The sequence below is a fragment of the Novosphingobium sp. SG751A genome, assembly GCF_013149295.1.
Taxonomy (GTDB): Bacteria; Pseudomonadota; Alphaproteobacteria; order Sphingomonadales; family Sphingomonadaceae; genus Novosphingobium.
In genome coordinates, this window is the sequence record NZ_JABGCB010000003.1 from 173,513 (window position 1) to 198,523 (window position 25,011).

16 protein-coding genes and 1 pseudogene are annotated in these 25,011 nt (G+C 59.9%); 9 read left to right on the plus strand and 8 right to left on the minus strand.

Annotation, left to right across the window (positions count from 1 at the left end):
• Positions 1-117: 117 nt before the first annotated feature.
• A pseudogene (locus FHW96_RS26655) lies at positions 118-303 on the plus strand (helix-turn-helix domain-containing protein); the annotation flags it as partial.
• An 11-nt stretch (positions 304-314) separates the two neighbouring features.
• On the opposite strand, the gene FHW96_RS05305 reads toward FHW96_RS26655, so the two are convergent.
• The 3 genes from FHW96_RS05305 to FHW96_RS05315 all read right to left on the minus strand — a co-directional run bounded on the left by FHW96_RS05305 (position 315) and on the right by FHW96_RS05315 (position 5,055).
• The gene (locus tag FHW96_RS05305; protein WP_172339494.1) at positions 315-1,325 is read right to left on the minus strand and encodes a LysR family transcriptional regulator; all 1,011 of its coding nucleotides are present in this window, start codon (positions 1,323-1,325) and stop codon (positions 315-317) included.
• Positions 1,326-1,424: 99 nt separating this feature from the next.
• Positions 1,425-2,705 carry a dicarboxylate/amino acid:cation symporter gene (locus FHW96_RS05310; protein ID WP_172339495.1) on the minus strand — a complete coding sequence of 427 codons (1,281 nt, stop codon included), beginning with the start codon at positions 2,703-2,705 and terminating at the stop codon, positions 1,425-1,427.
• Between the two features lie 67 nt (positions 2,706-2,772).
• Positions 2,773-5,055, minus strand: coding sequence for a TonB-dependent receptor (locus FHW96_RS05315; protein WP_172339496.1), 2,283 nt, complete (start codon positions 5,053-5,055; stop codon positions 2,773-2,775).
• A 231-nt stretch (positions 5,056-5,286) separates the two neighbouring features.
• Here FHW96_RS05315 and FHW96_RS05320 point away from each other — a divergent pair, with 231 nt between their 5' ends.
• Positions 5,287-6,735, plus strand: coding sequence for an amidase (locus FHW96_RS05320; RefSeq protein WP_172339497.1), 1,449 nt, complete (start codon positions 5,287-5,289; stop codon positions 6,733-6,735).
• Positions 6,736-7,103: 368 nt separating this feature from the next.
• Here FHW96_RS05320 and FHW96_RS05325 read toward each other — a convergent pair whose 3' ends face one another.
• Positions 7,104-9,434: a hypothetical protein gene (locus tag FHW96_RS05325; RefSeq protein ID WP_172339498.1), complete on the minus strand. Its 2,331-nt coding sequence runs from the start codon at positions 9,432-9,434 to the stop codon at positions 7,104-7,106.
• A gap of 98 nt (positions 9,435-9,532) precedes the next feature.
• Positions 9,533-12,343: a TonB-dependent receptor domain-containing protein gene (locus tag FHW96_RS05330; RefSeq protein ID WP_172339499.1), complete on the minus strand. Its 2,811-nt coding sequence runs from the start codon at positions 12,341-12,343 to the stop codon at positions 9,533-9,535.
• Positions 12,344-12,749: 406 nt separating this feature from the next.
• On the opposite strand from FHW96_RS05330, the gene FHW96_RS05335 reads away from it, so the two are divergent.
• On the plus strand, positions 12,750-13,937 hold the full coding sequence (locus tag FHW96_RS05335; RefSeq protein WP_172339500.1) for an MFS transporter: 1,188 nt from the start codon (positions 12,750-12,752) through the stop codon (positions 13,935-13,937).
• On the opposite strand, the gene FHW96_RS05340 is transcribed toward FHW96_RS05335, so the two are convergent.
• Together FHW96_RS05340 and hisD are read right to left on the minus strand one after the other, a co-directional pair.
• On the minus strand, positions 13,914-14,936 hold the full coding sequence (locus tag FHW96_RS05340; protein WP_172339501.1) for an AraC family transcriptional regulator: 1,023 nt from the start codon (positions 14,934-14,936) through the stop codon (positions 13,914-13,916). The two genes, FHW96_RS05335 and FHW96_RS05340, sit on opposite strands and share 24 nt — an antisense overlap.
• Positions 14,937-15,041: 105 nt before the next feature.
• Positions 15,042-16,346, minus strand: coding sequence for a histidinol dehydrogenase (gene hisD, locus FHW96_RS05345; RefSeq protein WP_172339502.1), 1,305 nt, complete (start codon positions 16,344-16,346; stop codon positions 15,042-15,044).
• A 297-nt stretch (positions 16,347-16,643) separates the two neighbouring features.
• Here hisD and FHW96_RS05350 point away from each other — a divergent pair, with 297 nt between their 5' ends.
• On the plus strand, positions 16,644-17,417 hold the full coding sequence (locus tag FHW96_RS05350) for a GntR family transcriptional regulator (RefSeq protein ID WP_172339503.1): 774 nt from the start codon (positions 16,644-16,646) through the stop codon (positions 17,415-17,417).
• A 43-nt stretch (positions 17,418-17,460) separates the two neighbouring features.
• Here the strand turns inward: FHW96_RS05350 and FHW96_RS05355 are convergent, their stop codons facing one another.
• Positions 17,461-18,825, minus strand: a complete 1,365-nt coding sequence (locus FHW96_RS05355) for a formimidoylglutamate deiminase (protein ID WP_172339504.1) — start codon at positions 18,823-18,825, stop codon at positions 17,461-17,463.
• A 111-nt stretch (positions 18,826-18,936) separates the two neighbouring features.
• Here FHW96_RS05355 and hutI point away from each other — a divergent pair, with 111 nt between their 5' ends.
• The 5 genes from hutI to FHW96_RS05380 are packed head-to-tail and all read left to right on the plus strand — an operon-like array spanning position 18,937 to position 24,779.
• Complete coding sequence (hutI, locus tag FHW96_RS05360; RefSeq protein WP_172339505.1) at positions 18,937-20,133, plus strand: imidazolonepropionase; 1,197 nt, start codon at positions 18,937-18,939, stop codon at positions 20,131-20,133.
• Positions 20,130-21,659, plus strand: coding sequence for a histidine ammonia-lyase (gene hutH, locus FHW96_RS05365; RefSeq protein WP_172339506.1), 1,530 nt, complete (start codon positions 20,130-20,132; stop codon positions 21,657-21,659). The genes hutI and hutH overlap by 4 nt, the downstream gene beginning before the upstream one ends.
• The gene (gene hutG / locus FHW96_RS05370; RefSeq protein WP_172339507.1) at positions 21,656-22,465 is read left to right on the plus strand and encodes an N-formylglutamate deformylase; all 810 of its coding nucleotides are present in this window, start codon (positions 21,656-21,658) and stop codon (positions 22,463-22,465) included. Before hutH ends, hutG begins: the two co-directional genes overlap by 4 nt.
• Positions 22,462-24,129 (plus strand): urocanate hydratase, encoded by a 1,668-nt coding sequence (hutU, locus tag FHW96_RS05375; protein WP_172339508.1) that lies wholly within the window; start codon positions 22,462-22,464, stop codon positions 24,127-24,129. The genes hutG and hutU overlap by 4 nt, the downstream gene beginning before the upstream one ends.
• Positions 24,129-24,779, plus strand: coding sequence for a HutD family protein (locus FHW96_RS05380; RefSeq protein ID WP_172339509.1), 651 nt, complete (start codon positions 24,129-24,131; stop codon positions 24,777-24,779). The genes hutU and FHW96_RS05380 overlap by 1 nt, the downstream gene beginning before the upstream one ends.
• Positions 24,780-25,011: the final 232 nt, after the last annotated feature.

Genomic DNA, 25,011 nt, shown 5'->3' on the forward strand with positions numbered 1-25,011 from the left:
ACCTGTCATGAGGCTTGGACATGGATCATTTCCAAAAAGGTGCAGACCACCGACTTTATAGCGAATAGGAATGATCGTTCCTAGAACGATCATTCCGATGGCAGGACTAAATGTCGGATGGACCTCAGGGAGATTCTTGCAACCAATCTTAGAGGCATGCGCAACGAAACGGGGCGGACACAAGAGGAAATGGCCCAAATTCTCGGTGTCAGCGCGCGCTATCTGGGATCGATCGAGCGCAACAAAGTGTCGCCCAGCGTAACGTTGCTGGGGAGATTTGCGGAGGCCCTGGGAGTACCCGCTTTGCGAGCTCATTACGCCGGGGAAGGTAGATCGATAGCAGCCTGTCTGGCTGCTGCGTGTCGGCGAACGCAGTTCAGAAATCGGTGGCGGAGTGGGTTGCGGTCGTGCTTCGGCCAGACGGCTTCGATCCAGATAAATGCGTTGTCGTCCTCCATGGGCCGATAGGTGATGCCAGCGCGTGGCTCGGTCGTCGATGCGAGGAGGAGAGTTGCGCCCATTCCCCTTCTCACCATTTCGATGAGGGTACCTCGCGACACATCATGAAGATCGCAATTGAGCGGGAGGTCACCCATCCGCGCCGCCAGCGCGCGATAGTCTGACAGGTCACCTTGGTTGGATCGGAGGATCACCGAGATCGATGAGAGATCAGACCACCTCAAGCGGACTTTGGCAGTGAGGGGATGGTGATCCGGCACTGCCGCGACCAGAGGATCAGCCCAAAGCCGCTCCTGCACATTTGCGCCACCTGCGACGTCGGGGTGAAGGGCCATGAACATGATATCGAGCGTCTGCTCGTTGAGACGACGATAGAGATCGCCTGGCGGTCCTTCGACCAATTGAAACTGGACGTCTGGGCATTCATCGCGGATTTCTATGAGGGCATCGCCGAGTGGACCAAAGGCAAGGGCGGGATGAATCCCGATGGCGAGTGAACCCGCCCGGCTCTGCGCGGTGGCCAAAGCGCGTTCGATTTGTCGATCCACGGTGAACAGCAGCAGTTTCGCGGACGGCAAAATTGCTTGCCCGATTGGAGTGAGTGTAACTGGTGATCCTCGGCGCCGTTCGAACAAGTCAGCACCGTAGATATCCTCTAGTCTGGCGATGGTCTGGCTGACCGCCGGCTGACTGACGCCGAGTTGTCGCGCGGCGGCCGCGAAACTCCGTGCTTCTGAAACCTTCAAAAAAGTTTCCAGTTGGTGGAAATCGGGCCGAGAAGCGTTTGGGCGACGCGCAGGAGCATCAATTTTCGTGCCGCGCTTGGAAGGATCTTCCGGACGCAATCTAGGCGTTTCATTTGCCATCGAAAGAACAAGGCGCGCTTGGCATGCGATTGGCCCTCCCAAATATGATTGCGCTCGCTGGTGCGCGGGCCATGGCTAGTCGGTATTGCTTCGTGCGGTTCAGCCGAGAGCGTGCTTCAGCATGCCGCGGTCCAGCGCACCTTCCCAGCGGGCGATGACTAGGGTCGCGACCGCGTTGCCAATAAAATTTGTTAGGCTGCGGCATTCCGACATGAAGCGATCGATGCCTAGGATCAGGGCTATGCCTGCGATGGGAATTGATGGCACTACCGAGAGAGTTGCGGCCAGCGTTATAAAGCCTGCTCCGGTGACACCTGCCGCACCTTTGGACGAGATCACAGCGACGAGCAGCAGACTGATCTGCGCCCCCAGCGTAAGATCGACGTTGCAGGCCTGGGCAATGAAGAGGGCGGCAAGCGCCATATAGATGTTCGTGCCGTCAAGATTGAACGAATAGCCAGTTGGCACAACGAGGCCAACGATCGGCTTCGAACACCCTGCTCCTTCCATCTTTGCCATCAGAGCTGGCAGGGCGCTTTCTGACGAAGACGTGCCGAGTACGAGTAAAAGCTCGTCCTTCAAATAAGCAAGGAGTTTGAAGATTGAGAACCCCGCCGCCCAAGCGACAGTGCCAAGGACGACGACAACAAACACGAGCGCGGTCAGATAGAAACAGGCCACCAGGCCGCCTAGATGCACGAGCGTGCCGAGACCGAACTTCCCAATGGTGAAGGCCATCGCGCCGAACGCGCCGATCGGCGCCGCCTTCATAAGGATACCTACTAGATCGAAAATGACTGTGGTTACACGTTCAAGCAGATCGACAATCGGCGCTCCCCGCTCGCCCACCCGCGCGAGCGCGACACCGAACAGGATGGCGACGACCAGAACCTGCAATACGTCCCCGTTGGCCAACGCCGCGACGAGCGTGGTCGGGATCATTGCCATCAAGAAGCCGGTCAGCGACTGATCATGCGCCTTTGCGGTGAACTCGGCGACGTGGCTAGTGTCGACCGCCGCCGGGTCGATGTTCAGGCCCGCGCCTGGCTGCGCGAGGTTGGCAACGACGAGCCCGACGATCAGCGCGAGCGTCGACATCACGATAAAATAGGCAAAGGTCTTGAACGCGATCCGCCCGACGTCGCCAAGATTGCCCAGTCCGGTGATGCCCGTTACGACTGTCAGGAAGATCACCGGCGCGATGATCATCTTGACCAACTTGATGAAGCCATCCCCGAGCGGCTTCATCTGGGCGCCGAGATTTGGCTCAAGCCAACCCAGGAGGATGCCGAGCGCGATGGCGACCAGCACCTGGACGTACAGCGAGCGCCACAACGGAGTTTGGGTCGATCCTCTCGACTGGCTGATGTGCAGTGTCATGAGAGCCTTTCCGACGCTGTCGCGACAGCGGAGCATTTGTGCCGGATGACCGGCAGCCAGAGAGCGATCAGAACGCGACACGAATCCGGGCGGTCAGGATCCGCGGCGTGTTTGGCTTGATGTGCAAGCTGCTCACGGGCGGCACGTCGAAATTGAAACCGGAGACGGGATATTTGCCGTTGAGGATGTTCTCGGCCTGCAACGAAAGGCTCCACCGTTTCTCCGGCGCGGAATATGAGATGAGCGCGCCAAAAATCGCCTGTGGCCGCGACTTCAATCCAGCCTCATTTGTGGGCTGGAAATAGACGGTGCTCTGATAGCGACCATTTGCCTGCAGCGACACATAACCGCCGTTCGAAAAAACAAATTCCTTCGCGACGACCGCCGTTGCGCTGAACTGCGGCGTGAGCGGCGCTCGATTGCCCGAGAAGTCGATAATCTGGGTGGGATCAGTTTCCTGAGGGTTCAGAATGAAATCCTGATATTGCGCATCGACCCATCCGCCGGACGTCACGATCCGCAATGTTGCCGCAGGCTTCCAGGTGATCTGCACCTCGATGCCCTTGATCTTCGATTTCGCGGCGTTGGCGAAGGTCGCCACCGGTAAGGGATTCGTAGCATTGGGCACAGGCAGCAGGATCGACTGCTGCTGGTCACTATAGATGTAGCAAAAGGCCGAACTGTCGATCAGGATGTTTCCGTCAGCCAGACTGCCTTTGTAGCCGATTTCGAACGCATCGAGCGTCTCGGGCTTGGTCACGCGCGACTGGAGTGCCAGCGCCGCCGGGTCGGTGCTGAGCGCGATGCCATTGACGTCCCCGGCTTTGAAGCCGCGGCCATAGCTCGCATAGATCATGTTGCGGTCTGCCAGATGGTAATCGAGGCTGACCCGGCCGCTGACATTGTTGAAAGATTTTCGATTGTCTGCGGTTGCCGAGTTAAAAATGGCGATCCCGGAGGACGCGATCGAACCGAAGAAGCGGGTTCCCAGATCTCCGCTCGCGTCTACCGTGGTGTAGCCAACATCTTTCCGCTCATGCGTCCAGCGCAGGCCGCCGCTAACATTCAAGCCTGCGGCAAGCTCATATTCCGCCTGTCCGAAGATCGCAAAGCTGTCGGTCTTGATCCGCTTCACATTACCGGCAGAGCCGATAACGAAGTCAGCGAGATAGTCACCGCGATAGAGCTCGTTGTAATAGAAGCCGCCAATGTGCCAGTTCAGCCCCTGGGATTTGCCGCTGAGGCGCACCTCTTGGCTGAGCGTGTTGAACCGGTCATAGAAATGATCATTTTCCTGAAAGATCGCCAGATCGTCGACGTCATCAAGGCGCCGCATGGTGGCCCGGTCGTAAGAACTTATCGAGGTCAGTGTCAGGTCGCCGAGATCGATCTGGACGTTGGCGAAACCCCCGACGCTCTTGACCCGCTCGAAGCCGGGTCCATTATAATTCTCGAACAGATTGGCGGTGTCGGTGCCGCCGCCTGCGGCGCAAATCCCCAGGGTCGGTCTGGTGACTCCGGGCGGGCATAAGGTTCCCACCGCCTTGAACGGGGCAATGTCGGGCGTCGATCGGCCATAATGCCCATTGAGCAAAATCCGCACATTCTCCAATGGCTCGACAAGCAATTGAAGACGACCGGCAAGATCGTCGGTTTCACCATTGTGGCCGCCCAAGTTGAGGTTGCGATACACCCCCTTGTTTTTGTTGCGCGCGATGGAGAGCCGTACAGCGGCGTTCGGACCGATGTCGCTCTCGAGCGCGGCCTCGACGTTCAACGTACCGAATGAGCCTGCAGTCAGTTCGCCGAAACCGTCGACGCCGTCGCCGATCGTCGGTTGCACCGAAATGAAGTTGATCAGGCCCGCTGTCGCATTTCGGCCATAGAGCGTGCCCTGCGGGCCCTTAAGCACCTCGACGCGCTCGACATCGAAAGTGGCGAAGCCCTGCGCGATGTTCGGGCCGATAAGAACATTGTCGGAATAAACCGCGACCGGATTGACGTTGTTGGGCATGAACCCGTTGCTGCCGACACCCCGGATCGTCGGTTGCGGGGACGCTTTCCCGAACTCGGTATTCCAGGTGAAGTTCGGGGTGAATTGCGCGATATCCCCGCTCTGCTTGATCCCCAGCGCGCGCATTTGGTCGCCGGAAAACGCATTCACGGCGATCGGCACGTCCTGAAGATTCTCATTGCGCTTTCGCGCTTGGACTATGATCTCGTCGCCGATCACCGACGGCTCAGCAGCAGCGGCCGCCGTCTGCGCCCGCGCGCCAACGGAAATGTTCAATCCCGTCAAGGCGAGGAGCAGCGCTGTCGTAAGGGACGCGCGGCGACAAACTCGAAGCATAAGCAGGTCTCCCGTCGGTCCGGGTCCCGATGCGCAATCCATCCCGGAACGATTGACCCTAACCGGCGGGAATTAAATCGGAATATGCGCTCGCCAATTTGATCTATGCGGTTTGCAGAAGCAGTGCCTGAGCGGGCCCGCGCTCTTGTCACGACATGCGGCCCCCACAATGATCGCCTCATTGAGGCGGTGAAGATCCGCCTGGGGTGCATGGATAGGAGCGACAATCAGATGATGAGCTTGACCGAATATAGCGCATGTGATGCGACTGATCTGGCGTCGTTGGTGAAGCGCCGCGAAGTCTCTGCTCGCGAACTCGCGCAAACCGCGTTGGTCGCCGTTGATGTTGTCAACGATCGCCTTAACGCCGTGATCGAAGTTTATCCCGAGCGTCTTGACAACCTCGACGACGAATATCTGGCAGCGTTGCCGCTAGGGGGTGTTCCGTTCTTCTTCAAGGATCTTGGCCCAACAGAAGTGGGCAAGAAGTCGGAATGGGGCAGCCACTTTTCCGCGGGAATGACCGCCGAGGGGACCACTTTCCTGACCGATCGCTTCCACGCCGCGGGGCTCAGTGTTCTCGGTCGCACCAGTTGCCCTGAGTTCGGATTCACCATCTCGACGGAGTCACGGCTGAACGGGGTTACACGTAATCCCTGGGACACTGAACTGACTCCCGGCGGCTCTAGCGGCGGGTCGGCCGCGATTGTCGCGGCCGGTGTCGTGCCCATCGCCCACACCAACGACGGCGCGGGGTCGACCCGTGTGCCCGCGAGCATCTGTGGCTTGGTGGGGCTCAAATGTTCTCGCGGAACCGTCAGTCTTGGACCGGGCGCGGGCGACGTGATGTTCCCGCTTTACTCAGAATTTGTCGCCTCGCGCAGCGTTCGCGACACCGAGGCCGTCCTCAATGCCATCAGTGGTCCGATGCCGGGCGAGTCAGTTTACAGCCAGCTACGCGTTGCAACGCTGCGCTCCGCCGGGCGGCGACCGAGGATTGCGATGAGTAGGATGAACTGGGGCGGCAAGGCTGCGACGCCGGCGGTGCGGTCCGCGGTCCTGACCATCGTACCGACGTTGGAGGCACTCGGCTTCGATGTCGATGTCGCCGATCCAGCGATCGATTTCGCCGAGTTCCACAAGGTTACAACCGACTTTTACAGCCTTTATGCGATGGTCGAGATAGACATGATGGCGCGTGCGCTCGGCAAGCCCGTCGATCCATTCTTGTTCGAGCCGGTCAGCTACCGCCTCTACGAACAGGGCAAATCGCAGGGACTGTCGGTGTATCTGCACGCGCTCGACCGCATGAACCAATATTCGAGAGCGCTAGGCTCCTTTTTCGAGCGATTTGATTATTATGTGACGCCGACGCTCGCCACGACGACACCGAAGGCCGGTGCACTCTCGCTCGACCGTGACATCGCGATCGAGACTTTTCACGAGCAGTGGGCCCATACCTCGCCTTATTGCAGTCTAGCCAACTTTACCGGCATCCCTGCCGTCAGCCTACCGTTGCTCACCCATGCCGACGGCACTCCGCTCGGCGTCATGTTCATGGCCCCGATCGGCGCCGAGCGGGATCTGTTGAGCATCGCCTATGATCTTGAGGCCGCCCTACCTTGGGTTGCCCGACGGCCGGCTGTCCACGTGGCTCGCGCGGCGGCAGCGCTTGGTTGATGGTTCTCGTGCGGGTCGCCGCTGTGGCACGCCTGCTGTGGTCTGCCGGCTGATCGAGCCGGCGGCGTCGATCCAAGAACGGGCGGACGCCGCAGAGCCGGCTTTCTAGGCCACCGCCACGCCTTTCTATCAAACCAACCGCTGCTGTGGTGCAGCCTCGTCGGGCTCTACTGCGTTCGTCATCATATTGAAGGCAAGATCTGCTGGTTTTGCGGCGCATCCCGGACGCCAGGGACCGAGACATATATTGCCGATCCCGAGATCATGCGGCCCCAATAGCCACCGGCGACCCGGGGTGGTTCGCTTTTCAAATAGAGCGACGCGGCGGGGGAACCGCCGCGTCGCAACGCTAAAAATCTTCGCCGGTACTAGCGCCGTACGGTGCGGCCGAAAGCCTTGCCGGTCACCTTGATCGGCTGCACCATCGCGCCATTTCCGGCCGTATCCCACGCGGCAAAGCGCACCCATTTTTTTCCGGTGGTATCGAATGGTATCTCGAACCGGTGCACGCCAAATGGCGGCAAATCCCTCGTCGAGATGATCTGCCGATTGGTCTTCCGGCCGTCGCCCCAGACGACCTCCACGAAGTCGAGTGGGAAGGTCCACTCGAGATCGGCAACGATGGTCCTGCGGCGCCCGGTGCCTTCCACCGCATAATGCGGCACCAGCACTTCGCCAGAGGTGACGAAATAATCGCCGCTTCGTAGCGCGTCGACGATAGGCTTCCAGTTATCCGGCCCCGGGAGCGTGTCGAGCTTCACATAATTTACCGGATTGTTTGCGTAGACATCGTCGCCTGGCCCTTGCGCATAGAGTTCGGAAATCGCTTGGATGAATTTGGGTGGCGTCGGCGTGTCGGCGATCCAGTTGTTCATATCATCGAGGGTCGGCAGACACCGGAGTTCGCAAAGCCGCGTTTCTGACCCATCAATTCCCATCCCCCATCGGAAACCGATACCGCGAAAGGTCTCGTCGAGAAAATAGGCCCGATCCTTGATGGCATCGGGAAAGCCCGTCGAACCCTTTGTCCGAGGATGCGGCATATAGATAAGGAGATTTTCGCGCTTCATCATTTCCGTCAAATCATCCGGTGAGCCGATATTATAGACCTTGCCATAGGTCGCATCAGTCTCGACGAGCGATTGACCGCTTTTCCTAGTTGGGTTCCAATATACCGGATGGGACATGAAGAGATCAGTATGTCCCCCGATCGCCTTTGCAAGGTCCAGGTCCTCGCCCATCATAATTTCCTCATTCGGCATTATGAGAAAATCTTTGCTGCTATGGCGACGCGCGACCTCATAGTATAGTGCCTGGTTCTTGACATGGCCCGCTCCGGGCAGAGCCGCACCATGACTACCGTTCTGACCATCATCATCGATCGGGGCGAAGATGTTTATCCCAGCATCTTTCGCCACCTCAAAATCCGGCAATATATTGTTCAGATTGCCCGTTTGGAGCAGTCGGGTCGTAATGGCGGCATGGAAATGGGTGGCCATGACCTTGTAACCATCGAGCGCTTTGAAACGGTCGCCGCGTGTGAATGCCAGCGCCCCCTCAGATGCGTCGCTGGCCCCTTTCCCACTCACATAGAAATATACCGGCATGCGCTGCCAGGTTCCGGGGCGAGCGCTACGCAGCGCGAAGTTCTCGCGATAATCCATTGGTCCGCGGCCGGCGTTCGCTGGGTCAACCTCCGTATCCGCTTGACGAACGCCGAAGGAGAAAGAGGAGGCGCTGTCCTTGCTGTACCAAGCATAGCCGAGATTATATGAGATTTCGCGCGCCCAGAAAAAATTATGAGGCGGGGGAAAGGCGGCTATCGCCCCGCCCTCCAGGTCAGCGACCACAAGACGGTTAGCCGCTTGAAGCGTCACCGGTGCAGTATTCGGAAGACCGTCGAGCGCATAGGCTTGTGGCGTATTGGCCGTGCTGCGCCAAGTCACGCGTGATCTGTCTTCGATTGGAAGACCTTTCAGGCCAGCCTCGTACTTATAAGCGACAGAATCCTCGTCCGTCTTGGCAACGACCTCCTGTCTGATCAGGTTAGTCCCCTTGTAGACCGTATATTGGAGGCGCCCTTCGAAGACTCCCAGCGTAATCCCCGGCAGCGAGATCTCGATCGATCCGCCATTTGTGTTGACTTCGCAGCCCGTCATCCCAAAGGCGATGTCCGCTCGTTTGATCTCATCCGCGGTACGTGGTAGCCCCCGTTGACCAGCCATAGGTTCCAAGGGCGGACGAGCGTCTGCATGCCCGCCGTCTTCCGTCCCCGGGATCATGAGCGGAGCGTCCCAAAACGCGTCCCATTTATATTGCTTAACGGTCTCAGGCATTATTGGAACCCCGAGACGCCTCAGCGCACCGAACTGGCCGCCCGCGTTTCGACCCTCCATTCGACGGTAGCCCGAGACGACACGGAAGGAAGGCACCAGATTCCTGGCAACGACCGCCCACGGACCTTCTCCGGCTCGCGCACCGATTTCCTCAAGCGTCGGTACGCCATTCTTTAATGACAAGCGGAGTCGAAGCGTCTCGTCCTTGGCGCCGTCCCAGGTGACTGTCAGTCCCTCGTTGTCACTTTCAGCGATGAGTCCGTCGGCTCGCTGATAGCCGTCCAGGTTGCAGAAGGACGCCGCCGAAGCGATGGACGATGTAAAGGCAGAGAGCCCGATGCCGATAAGCAGAAGGTGCTTCATTCCAATCTCCGTGACTGAAACGACAAGAGCAAGCAAATCAGATAGCCTTGCTTGCTCCGCCGTCAGGACGCGTTCTGCACTTTCAAGTCCTCATTAGACTAAAAATTGAATCGCAAGCCGGCATTATACATTCTTCCGATCCGATCGTAATTATTGCGGGCATTAGGGATCGAAAACGATGATGGCGGCGCAATATCGATTGGGGGTTCCCGGTTAAAGATATTGTTGACGGTCAGGTAAAGCTCGGCGTCTAAGCCAAGCTTTTTTAGCTTATAGCTTAGAGTGGCATCGGTATAGAACACCGCCGGGATGTCATTCTCGTCCGTGTAAACGCCCTCAACCTTGGTAGCGTCCATCAGCGCAGGTCCGATGTACCGTTGCTGCACGAAAACCTTCCAGGTCTCGGTGTCATATGCAAGCTGGGCGGTGACGCGCCAGTGCGGAGCAACGTCGCCGCCGAGGGTCGAAATTTTCGTCGAATTGGGTGGGGTCGTGTAGTTCGACAAAAGCCGGGTGGCTAGTACACGCAGAGAAAGGGGATTGCCGAAGAGGTTGGTTCGATAGCCCGCTTCAAAGTCGATGCCCGACGTGGCCAACACATTGAGGTTGAGACCGGGAGTCGCGACCGTTGCCACCCCATTGGCGAAATTGATCTGCGAACAGTAGATTGTCTGACCTGCCGCACAGTTATCCAGCGTCTGCTGGATAGTAAGCGAGGCGATGGCGCCCTTAATCTTGATGTTATAATAGTCGGCCGAGAAGGAAAGGCCGGGTGCAAAAGTCGGTGTAAGCACGACGCCATAAGCCTGGGTTAGCGCCTTCTCCGGCTGGAGGTCGGGGTTGCCCGCGATGACGTTCAGCGTCGGCGTCGTCACTCCGCCCGCGCTCGATGGATAGATGCTCGTCGTCGTGAACTGCGTCGCGGCGTTGAAAAGCTCAAGAATATTTGGCGCGCGGATATCACGTGAGACCGAGCCACGCAAACGGATGTCGTCGATTACCTGCCAGTCGGCTCCAACCTTCCAGGTAGTCACCCCCCCGGTCTGGCTATAATCGGTGTGGCGCGCCGCCACATCGAACGCCAGCGACCGTGCGAATGACTTGTCTTTCAGAATTGGGACGCCGAGTTCGACGAACGCCTCCTTCACGTTAAACGAACCGGAGAACGGTAGCGGATTGAAGAAGCGATACGGCCCCAGCTTGTTGTTCAACGCGGCTGGGACACCGCGGATTCCGGTAGCATCGATGCGGGTCGGCGAGAGCGCGTCGGTCGTCTGGTAAGCGCTCTCCTCACGATATTCCACACCAGCAGCGATCGAAATCGGCCCAGCTCCCAGTTGGAAAGTCGAACCCAAGTCTCCCGAAACACTGGCCTGAGCGACATAGGTAGTGAGGTGAAATTCCTTCGAAGAGTCGCCGATCGTATAGCCGATCGCCGAGGGGTCAACTGAGCCGTTACCGAAGAAATTGATCGGCTTGCAGCCCGACGAAAGGCCGGTACCTCCGGGCACGAACACGCCGGCCGCGTTGTAAAATTGCGAACGGCAGACGATCTGCCCCGTCTGAGGGTTCACGACGGCATCGGCCGCGGCGTAGATATTCGGTGCCAGCGGAAGATTATGCTGGATTTGATCCTGGAACGTGTGCCCTCGTGCGAACGATGCGTTCCAAGCCCACCTTCCTCCGAATAAGTTCTTGCCCTTGAAGCCGATCGTTTCCTGGTCGGTCAGCGTCTTCGTCGTGAAATTGACGATAGGATAGTCGTTGAGATAGCGTCCCATCGTGAAGGACGGGATATTATTGGCGGCCATGATCGTCTGGATTGAGGCGGGAATGAATGGATTGCCGCTGTAGATCGTGAACTGATTGCCGCTACCGGTCTCGAACGCGATCTGGTTCTTGCTGTTGACGAAGTTGTAGGCGAACCGCCCCTCAGCAAACAGCGAGACATCGTCCGAAACGTCATATTCCGCATGGACGAATTCTGAGTTGCGACGCTGGTCCGGCGCGAAGTTGTAATGCACCTGAGATCCATCGCCGCCGCTCTGGAAACCAGCGCCGGGATTGAACCCGCGGTTGAATGGCGCGGGAACACCCCCGACAAGAAACTGCGTTCCGCGCAGAATGGTATTGGTGATAAGGCCTCCGTCCGATCCGACAGAGCTCCGAATGCTAGGCACGATCAGATTGGAGGGCGACGAACTGAGCGTGTTGGGAATGAGGCCGACGGGGTCGTCGAACCAGTCTCGCCCGCTGCTCTCGTTCACGGCGACGCCATATTCCTTGGCATATTGCGCGCTGGCGATGATGTGGAGCCGGTTGTCGAGGAAGGCTCGCCCCCAGGCCAGCGAACCTTTAAAGTTCCCTAGGTCGCCATAGGTAGAGATGCCGCCACCGATGTCGCCCTTGAGCCCGGTGAATTTGGTGTCCAGCACGAAATTGACAACACCAGCGACCGCATCGGAACCATAAGCTGCCGAAGCTCCGCCGGTGACAATGTCGACCCGCTGGATGAGGTTTTGTGGCAACGTGGCGATGTCGACAGAGTTCGCCGCATTGGTGGATACGACGCGTCGACCATTCAACAGGACAAGGTTGCGCGTGACACCGAGATTACGCAGATTGAGCAGGCTCGATCCGTTGGTTCCGCCAGCCTGAGACCCAGGATCCGTCGTGGTGGTAAGTTGCGAAGTGGCAAGCGACGGCAACTGCGCAAGCGCGCTCGCGACATTCGTGGGCGCAACAGCGATCAGATTTTCCCCTGTGAGGACGGTAACCGGAGTCGGCGCTTGGAAACCGTTAGCAAGCCGCGTACCGGTCACCACAATGTCGGGCGCCGTCTCCGCCTTGGCGGGTTCTTCGGCTTGCTTCTCGACTTGTGCCCAGGCCGGGCTCGAAAACAGAGCCATCGCCGCTGCAAGTGCTTGAACACCAGCGCCGCTATATTTCCCATGTCCAATCCGACGACTTCTCATACGAGACCCCCCTTTGTTTCCTGATTGCATATCCGCGTTGTGAATGCAGATTCGTCTTTGCAGGGTCAGTGTAGAGGGCTGAAAGTAAAACAGAATATGCGAGTGCCAGTTTGACCTATGCGAGATGCAGTACGTCATTGATCTTGGGCCGATTGGCTTGTAACTGACATATTTCAAACCCAATGATCGCGATCTGGCCGCTGTCTTCGGGTGCGCACCGCAGGTCGTAGTGGGGAGGCGCAAACGCGAACCGCGTGGCTTCGGCGCACTCCTGGTTCTAGGCGGTCGCTGCGGCGCGCCAACACATTCGCCTTTGCGGGCTGACACTTGGGGAACTGCTGTGACCGACGCTAATGAGCAAGCCCCGTCGGGTGCCGCCACGCCGCTGCACCGATACATTATCGCACCCTACTCGCTTTTGGGCGCGGTGCCCTTTTCGATGGTGCTGTTCATGCCGATGTTCGTCGGTGGCTTTGTCACAGACTTCGGCCTGACCGACCGTCAGGCGGGAACGCTGGCCGCCTGCAATATCGCCGGTTTCGGCATCGCCTCGCTGCTTGCCTTTCTGTGGGTTGCGCAATGGTCGGTGCGCGGCACGGTCCTGGTTGCCATGATCGCCTTCATTGTCGCGAACGCCGTCAGCGGCTTCGTCCACGGTTACGCGTCACTGCTTGGCGTCCGGTTCATCGAAGGGCTTGCCGCCGGAACGGTATCTTCGGGGGTGGTCGTGTCTATCGGCAGGCTTGCCAATGTCGACCGTCAATATGGCATTTGGCTCACGATTCAGCTCCTCTACGGGACGCTCGGTTTCCTCGCCATTCCGTCGATTTTTTCTGCTTTTGGCTCGACGGGTGGCTTCACGACGATCGCACTGCTCGGCGCGCTGTGTCTTCCTCTTGCCTTCACGCTACCTTGTCGGTTGAGCGCCTTGCCGGTGGTAACGAAAGCCGCCAGCGCCGGCTCGGGACACCCCGCTTGGGGAGTGGTTGCGATCCTGGCTTTTTATATTGGCTTGAATATCGTTTGGGCGTTTCTGGAGCGTATTGGTGCGCGCGCGGGCTTGGACCTGCAGTCGATCAGTTGGGCGCTCTCCATCGCCAATCTGGCCGGCTTGGCAGGCGCCGTCATCGTTGCCATTGGCGGCAACCGCCTGAACAGGCTTGCCGCTCTAATCACCGGCTTGCCCGTCACTGCGCTCGCGGTACTTGCGCTCCTCGGCAAACCGAGCCTCATCATCTTTGCCGTTTCGACCTCGGTCTATCTCTTCGGCTGGTGCTTCGTGATCCCGCTGATGCTCGGCGCAATCGGCGACATCGACATTCGTGGACGCTATGTGGCGCTGGGAAATGCCGCGATCGGCATCGGCCTTGCTGTGGGACCCTATGTCGGCGCGCTGCTGACCGGCCAAGGCTATGGCTATGATGCCAATCTGTACGCGGGATGCGGGCTCATGTTGGCCAGCGTCGTGCTCATTCTGCCGATCGTCGCGACTCGCTCTCCCTTGTCAGGAGCGGAGAAGACGCGGTGAAAGGCCATATACGCGCTTGAATGCGGAGGAGAAGTTGTTGGGGTGCCCATAGCCTGCCAACTCCGCGATGCGCGCGACCGGCTCGTCGGTCTCCTCCAGTAATTTCCGGCCCAGTTCCATCCGACGCTCGATGCAAAAATCCTGAAGGGTCGTGGCATAGATCGCCTTAAATGCGCTCTGGAGCTTAGTCCGATTTATGCCCACACGGCGAGCGAGACACGAGACACTTGGGGGATTGCAAAATGTCTCTGTCAAGATGCTGTGCGCCTGATGGATCGCCCGCAGGTCGCGCTCGGCCAAATCAAGCCCGTTATCCGGCTCATCTCCGGCGAGTTGCGACAGCGCGTCGCATAACAACTGCAGCGCGAGGCCCTCGAGATATTTGGTGCGAAGCTGGCCGGCGAAAGTGCAGGATGCGATTTCCTGGCAGCTTTTGCGCATGCTGATCGAAAAGGCCATGTTCAAGATGGAGGGTTCACCGGTCTGCTGCGTGATCGCTTCGAACAGTTTTTTCGGCAAAAGCGACACATCAAGTCCCAGCCCATTCGAAAGATAGGCGGGCGTACAGAACAGCGAAACCCAAGAGTCGACCGGGCCCTGATCGATACATTCGTAGTCGATCACCCCGTGCGGGTGATAAAATACCTGGCAGGCTGCACCCTCGAGCGGAACATGGCCGATGCTATCGACGTAGAGCGCGCTGCGCGCCTGAAGCCGGAAATGGAACTTAAGCAGGCCTTCGCCGTGGCAAGAGAAGATGTTGGGATTCGCATAATTGGCACGATTGACGAGAAGAACAAACTCGGGATCGAAGTCAACCCGTTCCCAATGTCCGGTTCCTAATTCCTCGGGGAGATAGAAGCTCCGCGACTTGGCCACGGCCGAGACAAGCAGGGGTTGATGCCAGCGATGCCATTGTTGGAAAGCGCGCTCCGCATCTCCGCCGAAGCGGATCGGCGCGATGTCCGGTGGAATGGTCGATCTGAAATCGTGGATCATGAGACACCCCTTCGAATAGTTGAGCCTTCGCTCTCTCCTGCTTGCCCTCGCACTGTTTCGATAATGCACCGCTGTTTTACGGCACTCGCCTCGGCAGTCCGCTTGTTAGGCGGCGTCCACCCTTATGCTCACTGATAGGGCGTGGCTATGCAAGCCTTCGGACGTGGCCAAGGCGACCGCATAACGGCCGATCGCCCGCAATCCCTGTTCGGTGCATCCGATGATGGAGCTTCGCTTGATAAAGTCGAAAACCGAAAGCCCGCTGCCATATCGCGCAACCCGCGACGTCGGTAGGACATGGTCGGGCCCTGCGATATAGTCGCCGATCGCCTCCGGCGTGTGCCGGCCGAGGAAGATTGCCCCAGCATGCTTGATCCGCGCCATTAGTGCTTCGGGGTCGTCGATGCTCAGTTCCAGATGCTCTGGCGCGAACCGGTCGACGAGTCGTGCGGCTTCGTCGAGCGATGCAACGGTGATGATCGCGCTGTTATTCTCCCACGCGGACCGAGCTACCGCCTCGCGGAGATGGCCCTCCAACTGCTGCGCAATTGCGGATGCAACACGGTCCGCCAGATCCGTGTCATCGGTCACCAAGATGGTCTGCGCGGCCGGATCGTGTTCTGCTTGGCTCAGCAGGTCTGCAGCAATCCACGCGGGATTGCTGAACTTGTCGGCGACCACGAGGATTTCCGATGGCCCCGCGATCGTGTCGATACCGACCTTGCCGAACACCTGCCTTTTCGCTTCGGCAACGAATGCGTTGCCTGGCCCCACGATCTTATCGACGGGAGCGATGGCGGCGGTGCCGTAGGCCAGCGCGGCAACCGCCTGCGCGCCACCCACGCGGTAGATCTCGTCAACGCCGGCAATCTCCGCTGCGACCAACACCAAAGGGTTCACAACGCCACCGGGAGTGGGCACCACCATCGCAACCCGCTGGACGCCCGCTACACGCGCGGGGATCGCATTCATCAGCACGCTCGAGGGATAGGAGGCGAGCCCGCCAGGAACATACAGACCCACGGAATCGATCGGCGTCCATCGCCATCCGAGCGAAATTCCCGCCTCGTCGGTCCAACGGTCGTCCTTAGGCAGTTGACGCTCATGATAGACACGGATTCGCTCGGCCGCGACGAGCAGCGCCTCGCGCAGTTCAGGATCACATGCCGCGGAGGCCGCGGCGACTTCGTCTCGAGAGACCCGCAGGCCCCGCGCACCGACATCATAACGGTCGAATTGCTCGGTGTAGGACTGCAGGGCGGCATCGCCGCATTCGCGGATTGCTGAAATGATCTCAGCGACGATCGATGAAACGTCGGAGTCGCCGGCGCGCGCCTCCCGCTCAATCGCCATGAACGCGGTGATTGCGGGCTCGAAATCCAGAGCGCGGGAATCCAGTCTCAGCACCATGACATATCCTTCAGCCTGCCCATCACCAACCCGGAGGGCTGGGCGGCAGTTATTCAGCGTGTCATCTGCCCGTTTTGCCACGGGCATGCCGCCTGCCCAGGGGCAGCGACCTTCCCGTGTATATAGCAGCAGATCAGATATTATGTATGCACATATTATCACGGCATGCAAGTGCGCCGTCTAATGGCCCGAACGCGCTCGCGACTGGATTAAACTTTTCACTCTCGGCGCACAACGCAGGATGGTCTAACGGGCGTCATTCGGTGCAAAGGGAGCGGTTATGCACAAAAGGTCGAAATGGGTTCTGCATCTCTTGATGCCAGCGATAGGTCGAGGCGCCGAAGGATCGGTCTGGGTGACGGCGGCGAGGGCAGCCTGATGGCGGTCGTGTCGCACCGCTTCGTCAAGGGCGCTATCCTCGGCCGCATCCAATCCGGGGAATGGGGTCTCGGCGATTTAATTCCGGCCGAAACCGACCTGGCGGTCCACTATGGGTGCGCGCGCGCGACGGTGAACCGAGCGCTACGTGAACTCGCCGAAGAAGGCCTTGTGTTACGCAAGCGCAAGGGCGGCACGCGCGTCCGGCAGATGCCGGTCCGTCAGGCCAAGCTCGCGATTCCGGTCATTCGCGAGCAGATCGAAAGCGCCGGCGCCGTTTACAGACATCATACGATCACACGCGAGGTTCGTGTCCCCGATGAGGTTTCGCGCAAGAAACTCAATCTCCGCGAGGATATTTCGGCCGCCTATATCGAAACCCTTCATCTGGCCGACAACGCGCCCTATGCATTTGAACGGCGTTGGGTGAATGTGGACGCAATACCCGATTTTCTAAATGTCGACCTCGCGGCGGTCAGTGCTAATGAATGGCTCGTTCGCTCGGTGCCCTTTTCGCTCGGCAGCCTGTCCTTCTGCGCGATCAAGGCCGACGCGCTCATCGCAAAGTCGCTAGGCTGCGCCGTCGACGCTGCGATATTCTCGATGAATAGGACGACGTGGCTCGATGACCGCCTCATAACCGATATGGAACTATTGTTTCGCGAGGGCTATATTCTTCAGTCGGTGCTTTGAGCCTTGTCCGCACGCAAACAGGCTAGCGTGCTGACCACTGATCTCAAGCCAAAAGCCGCCGCACAACTCCTCGATAGCGCTGCTCGATGCGCGGCCTATAGCGGTGGGCGCCTTCGCTCACCACCCTCTCGCCGCGACGCCAGACGCTGTCGATCGCGCAGCGGCCTGCGGCGAAAATCCAGCTGTCCAGAATATCCTCGTTGGTGCGATCAGCGAGTGAAGGATGGTCGGCAGTCAGCGTGAGGAAGTCGAGCGGCGCGCCGACAGCGAGGGTGCTGCTTGCTCCGAGGGCCTGCCCTCCTCCGGCAAGCGCGGTCGCAAAAACCCCGCCGCCCGTGCTCGCCCCCTGGCCGGTCGAGAGGCAATTACGCGCGCAGTCGGCCAGGCGCTGGCCGTATTCCAGCCACCTCAGTTCCTCGGTCGCATCGATGAGGATATTGGAATCGCTGCCGATACCATAGCGGCCGCCCGCAGACAGGAAGGGTCCGGCATTGAAGATTCCATCCCCGAGATTGGCTTCGGTGATTGGGCAAAGGCCCGCCACCGCACCTGTGGCCGCCAGCCTGCGCGCTTCATCGTCGGTCATGTGCGTCGCGTGAACGAGGCACCATCGTTCGTCGACGGCGACAGTGTCGAGAAGCCACTCAACAGGGCGGACTCCCGTCGCGTGAACGCAGTCCTCGACCTCCCGAATCTGCTCGGCAATGTGGATATGCACCGGGCCGGTTGGGCTCATGGTGAGCAGGCGCTTCAACTCATCGGCCGTCACGGCGCGCAGGCTGTGCGGCGCAACGCCCACGATGCCGTCTGGCAAAGTGGCTACCGCCGCGGCGGCCCCTTCCAAAAGGCGACCGAACTGCTCAAGGTCGCAGATGAAGCGCCTCTGGCCGAACTGGGGCGCGAGGCCGCCAAATCCCGAATGCGCATAAAAGACCGGCAAGAGCGTGAGCGCTATGCCCGTGTCATGAGCCGCGGCAACCAATGCCTCCGCCATGATCGCAAGGTTGGCATTCGCGATACCATCGATATCATGGTGCAGATAGTGGAACTCGCCGACCCTGGTGAAGCCGGATTCGAGCATCTCGATAAACGCGAGCGCTGCGATTGCCTGGAGATCCTCCGGGCGAATTCGGTCAACAAAACGGTACATCACGTCGCGCCACGTCCAGAAACTGTCGTCCGTGAGCCCTCTGCGCTCCGCTAGTCCCGCCATTCCGCGCTGAAAAGCGTGGCTGTGCAGGTTTGGCAGTCCCGGAATGCCGATTGTGTGACGCTCGTCGCCCGCGGATGCGGGGACTTCGATCGCGATCGAAGCGCAGACCCCTCCCGTACAGACGATCCGGACGTCGCGAGCCCAACCGTCGGCGAGCAATATCTGCGAAAAGTGATGGGCCCGCTGTTGTGCCATCGCGCTGGCGCTCCGCTGTTGCTAATTATTATGTCTATACATATTGACAGACTTTGATGTCTATACATAATGTGCGTCGACGATCTGCGGAATTTTTGAACAAGGGCGACCATGCGCTGCGATACAGTGTGGACCGACGCCAATTTGGCGACGATGATACCCGGGCAGGTTCCCGTGGAAGACGGACTCATCGCGGCCAGCGACGGCCGCATCCTGTACGCGGGCCCCGCCGAGGGCAGCCCGAGCTGGGAGGCGGACACCACCGTTAATTGCGATGGCCGCTGGATCACGCCCGGCCTGATCGACTGCCACACGCACCTCGTGCATGGGGGAGATCGCGCGCACGAATTCGAAATGCGGCTGGCTGGCGCGACCTATGAAGAGATTGCGCTCGCGGGCGGCGGAATCGTCTCAACGATGCGCGCGACAAGGGGCTCGAGCGAACAGGATCTCGTTCGATCAGCCCTTCCGCGAGTCGATGCGCTAATCGCCGAGGGCGTAACGACTGTCGAAATCAAGTCCGGCTACGGACTTACGCTCGACGTCGAGCGGCGAATGCTGCTGGCCGCGCGCCGCATCTCTGCTGAACGGCAAGTGACGGTTCAGAAGACGTTCCTCGGCGCCCATGCCCTGCCACCCGAGTTCGCCGGCAACGCCGACGGTTATATCAAGTTGGTCGCTGACCTCATGATCCCGATCCTCGCCGATGAAGGCCTCGTTGATACCGTCGATGCATTTTGCGAGGGAATCGGCTTTACCCCCGAGCAGGTCGATCACGTCTTCCGCGCGGCCACGGTACGCGGCCTGCCGGTCAAGCTCCATGCCGAACAGCTCTCCAACCGGCACGGCGCCACTTTGGCGGCGCGCTATGGCGCCCTGTCCGCAGATCATCTCGAGCATCTCGACGATGCCGGCGTCGCAGCGATGGCGCAGGCCGGAACGGTTGCCACGCTGCTCCCGGGCGCCTTCTACTTCGTTCGGGAGCAAAAGCGGCCACCGATCGAGGCCCTTCGTGCGGCCGGCGTCCCGATTGCCATTGCCACCGACAGCAATCCGGGGACCTCGCCGCTCACGTCCATTTTGCTGGCGATGAACATGGCGGCGACGCTGTTCCGCCTGACCGTCGATGAATGCCTCGCCGGTGTCACCCGCAACGCGGCACGTGCGCTGGGTCTCCATGCCGACGTCGGCACGCTCGAGGCCGGCAAAAGCTGTGATCTCGCCATTTGGGAGGTCGAGCGTCCTGCTGAGCTTGTCTACCGACTGGGGTTCAACCCGCTCCATGCGCGCATCTGGAGGGGTCATTGACACATATTATCCTGAACGCCGGTGCGGTCTCTTTCGCCGACTGGCGAGCTATCTATCGCGGTGCCACCGCCACGCTCGACCCGTGCTTCGACGCTCGGATCAGCGAGGGGGCAGCGGCAGTGTCGCGCATCCTCGCACGCGGTGAGCCCGTCTACGGCATCAACACGGGCTTTGGAAAATTGGCCAGCGTCCGCATCGGAGACGAGGATCTCACAACTCTTCAGCGTAATATCGTGCTGAGCCATGCCGCAGGGACCGGCGACCCTTCGCCGATGGCGGTGGTCCGCCTGATGATGGCGCTCAAGGTCGCCAGCCTCGCCCAAGGCGCGTCGGGCATCCGGCCCGCGACGATCGCGCTGCTCCAGGCGATGCTGCAGCACGGGCTGACGCCGGTCGTGCCGTGCCAGGGATCGGTCGGTGCGAGCGGCGATCTCGCGCCCCTATCGCATATGACCGCGGCGATGATCGGGGCCGGCGAGATCTATGTCGACGAAGAGCGTCGGCCGGCCGAGGCGGCGTTACGAGACGCGGGGCTAGCGCCAATCGAGCTGGGCCCGAAGGAAGGCCTTGCCCTGCTGAACGGTACGCAATTCTCCACGGCCAATGCCTTGGCAGGTTTGTTCGAAGCTGAAATCCTTTTTCAGACCGCGCTCGTCACGGGTGCGCTATCGACCGAGGCCGCGAAAGGCACCGATGCACCGTTCGACGCGCGGATCCATCGCCTGCGGGGCCATGCCGGCCAACTCGCAGTCGGGGAAGCGCTGCGGCAGTTGATGCTGGGGTCGGCGATCCGTGCCTCGCACCGTGATGACGATCCGCGCGTCCAAGACCCTTATTGCCTGCGGTGCCAGCCCCAAGTCATGGGCGCGGCGCTCGATATTCTGCGTCAAGCCGCAACCACGTTGCTCATCGAGGCAAATGGCGTGTCGGACAACCCACTCATCTTTCCGGAGACCGATGAGGCGCTGTCGGGCGGCAATTTTCATGCCGAGCCGGTCGCCTTCGCCGCCGACATCATAGCCATGGCGATCTGCGAGATCGGCTCGATCGCGGAACGTCGCATCGCGATGTTGGTCGACCCAGCTCTGTCGGCATTGCCCGCTTTTCTTACCCCCAAGCCCGGGCTCAATTCGGGATTCATGATCCCGCAGGTGACCGCGGCAGCCCTCGTCTCGGAGAATAAGCAGCGCGCCTATCCGGCGAGCGTCGACTCCATTCCGACATCCGCCAATCAGGAAGACCATGTGTCGATGGCGGCCCATGGTGCGCGGCGTCTGCTCCCTATGGCCGAAAACGCATCGGCGGTCATCGCGATCGAGCTTCTCGCTGCCTGTCAGGGCATTGATTTCCACGCGCCGCTATCGTCGAGCGATGACCTCGATAAGGTGCGCCGGCTGCTGCGTCGATCGGTGCCGATGCTCGATGACGACCGCTACTTCCATCCAGAAATGGAGACGGCCAACCGCCTCGTCCGGTCGGGCGCGGTCATCTCGCAGGTCGCTGTCGAGCTTCCGGGCGTCGTGTGACCGCCTGGCTCGATATCATAAGGGGCGACGCACCACTCGTCGTCGCCTTTCCGCACACGGGGACCGACATCCCAGGGGAGCTGGAAGACGGTTTCGTCTCGCCCTGGCTGGCGCGCAAGGACGCCGACTGGTGGGTGAACGAACTCTACGGCTTTGCCGCAGCGATGGGCGCGACCATGGTGCGCACCCGATTGGCGCGCACCGTCATCGACTGCAATCGCGATCCCTCGGGTGCCTCTCTCTATCCAGGGCAAGCCACCACCGGCCTGTGTCCGACCGAGAGCTTCGATGGAGAGCCTCTCTATCGCAGTGAAACACCGAGACCGGCAGAAATTGAGCGTCGGCTTAAGACCTATTTTGAACCCTATCATCAAGCGATCTCCGCCGAGTTAGCGCGGTTGCGCGCGCGCCATGACCATGTGGTGCTCTACGATGCGCATTCCATCCGCAGCCGCATTCCGCGCCTGTTCGAAGGGGAACTGCCGTATTTCAATGTCGGCACTTTCGCTGGTCGATCCTGTGATCCCCGGCTGACCGAAGCGGTGCAGTCCGCCTGTTCGGACAGCGGACTAAGCTACGTTATCAACGGCCGCTTCCAGGGCGGGTGGACAACCCGCCATTATGGTCAGCCCGAAATCGGTATTCATGCGATCCAGATGGAAGTCGCCCAACGCGGCTATATGCGAGAGCCGCCTGCGCCAACCGCCGATAGCTGGCCAACGCCTCTCGATCCAGCGGCGCCGATCGCGCCCTCCCTCCGGGAGATTCTCGAACATTGCATTTCATTTGCGAAAGGACGCTCATGACTCGCCTCGACAACAGCCGCGATATTCGACCGGCGACCGGAAATGATCTCACCGCGAAAAGCTGGCTGACCGAAGCGCCGGTGCGGATGCTGATGAATAACCTCCATCCCGACGTCGCCGAACGGCCCGAGGAACTGGTCGTATATGGCAGCATCGGCCGGGCGGCGCGCGACTGGGAAAGCTATGACAAGATCATCGAGACCCTGCGGCGGCTGGAGGATGACGAGACCCTGCTGGTCCAGTCGGGCAAGCCGGTCGGCGTGTTCAGGACGCACCCCGACGCACCGCGCGTGTTGATCGCCAATTCCAACCTCGTGCCCAAATGGGCCAATTGGGAGCATTTCGACGAGCTCGATCGGAAGGGTCTGGCGATGTATGGTCAGATGACCGCTGGGTCCTGGATCTACATTGGCACGCAGGGCATCGTTCAGGGCACCTACGAAACCTTTGTCGAGATGGGCCGCCAGCACTATGGTGGCGACCTCGCGGGCCGCTGGCTGCTGACCGCCGGTCTAGGTGGCATGGGTGGCGCGCAGCCGCTCGCCGCGGTGATGGCGGGCGCGTCATGCATAGCCATCGAATGCCAACCGAGCCGCATCGAGATGCGGCTGCGCACGGGTTATCTCGACAAGAGCGCGACGACGATCGACGAGGCGCTCGATCTCCTCGAGAATGCCAGGCGCGCGGCAGCCCCGGTGTCGATTGGATTGCTCGGCAACGCTGCCGAACTGCTACCCGAGATGTTTTCACGCGGTATCAGGCCCGATCTGCTGACCGATCAGACCTCCGCGCATGATCCGGTCAATGGATATCTGCCGGCCGGTTGGTCGCTCAATCGCTGGCTATCCGAACGCGAAAAGGACCCCGACCTTGTCAAGCGCGCCGCGAAGGCGTCAATGGCGACCCATGTGCAGGCGATGCTGAACTTCCGCGCTGCGGGCGTCCCGACCGTCGATTATGGTAACAACATCCGCCAGATGGCGTTCGACGAGGGTGTCACGCACGCCTTTGATTTCCCGGGCTTTGTCCCGGCCTATATCCGACCGCTCTTCTGCCGCGGCATCGGCCCGTTCCGCTGGGCGGCGCTCTCGGGCGATCCCGACGACATCTACAAGACAGACGCCAAGGTGAAGGAACTGCTGCCCGACAATGTGCATCTCCACCGCTGGCTCGATATGGCGCGCGAGCGTATCCAGTTTCAGGGTCTGCCCGCTCGCATCTGCTGGGTCGGCCTAGGTGACCGCCATCGCCTTGGCCTCGCGTTCAACGAGATGGTGGCGAAGGGTGAGTTGAAGGCTCCCGTCGTCATCGGCCGCGACCATCTCGACAGCGGCTCGGTTGCCAGCCCCAATCGCGAGACCGAGGCGATGAAGGACGGCAGCGACGCTGTCTCGGACTGGCCGCTGCTCAATGCACTTTTAAACACCGCGTCGGGCGCCACATGGGTGTCGTTGCACCATGGTGGAGGCGTAGGCATGGGTTACTCTCAGCATAGCGGCATGGTGATCGTCGCTGACGGCACTGAGGCTGCAGCGAAACGGTTGGAGCGGGTGCTTTGGAATGATCCTGCAACGGGAGTGATGCGTCATGCCGATGCCGGCTACGAAATCGCGATCCAGTGCGCACAAAGCACGGGCTTAGATTTGCCAGCGATCATCGAGTGATGGAGATTCTACGCGCGGTTGATCGTGCCGCAGTACCTTGGAAGAACGGTGCTGGCGTTACCCGTGAGGTTTGTGCGGATATTGAAGCTGACGGGTTCGATTTTGGTTGGCGGCTTAGCACCGCCGACGTGTGTAGCAATGGGCCATTTTCAAGGTTTTCCGGTGTTGACCGCCATCTTGCCGTCCTAGAGGGCCGGATGCGGTTAAAAATTGACCAGGAACACCCGATCGAATTAGCCGCAAGTTCACCGCCTAAATCATTTGTCGGTGAGGCTGAGACCTCAGCCGCAGTGCTCGAACCAGTCGTCGATCTTAATCTAATGATTCGACGAGACAGCTATCGCGGCGCGCTGGAAAGAAAAAGAATAGAGCGCGCGATTGAAGTGGGCGATCAGGACAGCACCCTTGTCATTTTTGCAATCGAGGCAGTTGGCGTGTCGGGGAGCAAGCTGGCACGATGGGACGCCGTTCGACTTGAACGGGGAGAAACCGCTGTGATCGAACCGACCACCAAGCAGGTCCAAGTTATCATAGCTCGAATCTGGCCGATCCGTCCTGTGGGCGGAGGTGAATATGGTGACGTAAGCGTTGCGTCTCGCGACGTTGCGGCCGCACTGCTGTTCGTCGGCAAACGAAAACCTGAAGGTTGAACGGGGCGGCGATCGCGCTCGTCGTTGCCATCGAGTTGGCGCTCAGCGAGGAAGGAATATCTGGGTGCTATCGGACTGGTCGTGTGGTGAGAGAACGCAAAACGCTGACGGAGATACGAATATCAGAAGCCTATTACTCATTTGAGTATCTGCCGGAGGTAAACCTACTCAAGGTGATATTTCGGGGCTTCTGGCAGGTTGAGACTGTAAGTCTCTACATCTCAGATCGTAA

What these genes read in the sequence shown, in the direction of transcription:
- FHW96_RS05305 (WP_172339494.1), bottom strand. Translation starts at nt 1,325, where the DNA reads ATGGCAAATGAAACGCCTAGATTGCGTCCGGAAGATCCTTCCAAGCGC.
- FHW96_RS05310 (WP_172339495.1), bottom strand. Translation starts at nt 2,705, where the DNA reads ATGACACTGCACATCAGCCAGTCGAGAGGATCGACCCAAACTCCGTTG.
- FHW96_RS05315 (WP_172339496.1), bottom strand. Translation starts at nt 5,055, where the DNA reads ATGCTTCGAGTTTGTCGCCGCGCGTCCCTTACGACAGCGCTGCTCCTC.
- FHW96_RS05320 (WP_172339497.1), top strand. Translation starts at nt 5,287, where the DNA reads ATGATGAGCTTGACCGAATATAGCGCATGTGATGCGACTGATCTGGCG.
- FHW96_RS05325 (WP_172339498.1), bottom strand. Translation starts at nt 9,434, where the DNA reads ATGAAGCACCTTCTGCTTATCGGCATCGGGCTCTCTGCCTTTACATCG.
- FHW96_RS05330 (WP_172339499.1), bottom strand. Translation starts at nt 12,343, where the DNA reads ATGGCTCTGTTTTCGAGCCCGGCCTGGGCACAAGTCGAGAAGCAAGCC.
- FHW96_RS05340 (WP_172339501.1), bottom strand. Translation starts at nt 14,936, where the DNA reads ATGATCCACGATTTCAGATCGACCATTCCACCGGACATCGCGCCGATC.
- hisD (WP_172339502.1), bottom strand. Translation starts at nt 16,346, where the DNA reads ATGGTGCTGAGACTGGATTCCCGCGCTCTGGATTTCGAGCCCGCAATC.
- FHW96_RS05350 (WP_172339503.1), top strand. Translation starts at nt 16,644, where the DNA reads ATGGGTTCTGCATCTCTTGATGCCAGCGATAGGTCGAGGCGCCGAAGG.
- FHW96_RS05355 (WP_172339504.1), bottom strand. Translation starts at nt 18,825, where the DNA reads ATGGCACAACAGCGGGCCCATCACTTTTCGCAGATATTGCTCGCCGAC.
- hutI (WP_172339505.1), top strand. Translation starts at nt 18,937, where the DNA reads ATGCGCTGCGATACAGTGTGGACCGACGCCAATTTGGCGACGATGATA.
- hutU (WP_172339508.1), top strand. Translation starts at nt 22,462, where the DNA reads ATGACTCGCCTCGACAACAGCCGCGATATTCGACCGGCGACCGGAAAT.
- FHW96_RS05380 (WP_172339509.1), top strand. Translation starts at nt 24,129, where the DNA reads ATGGAGATTCTACGCGCGGTTGATCGTGCCGCAGTACCTTGGAAGAAC.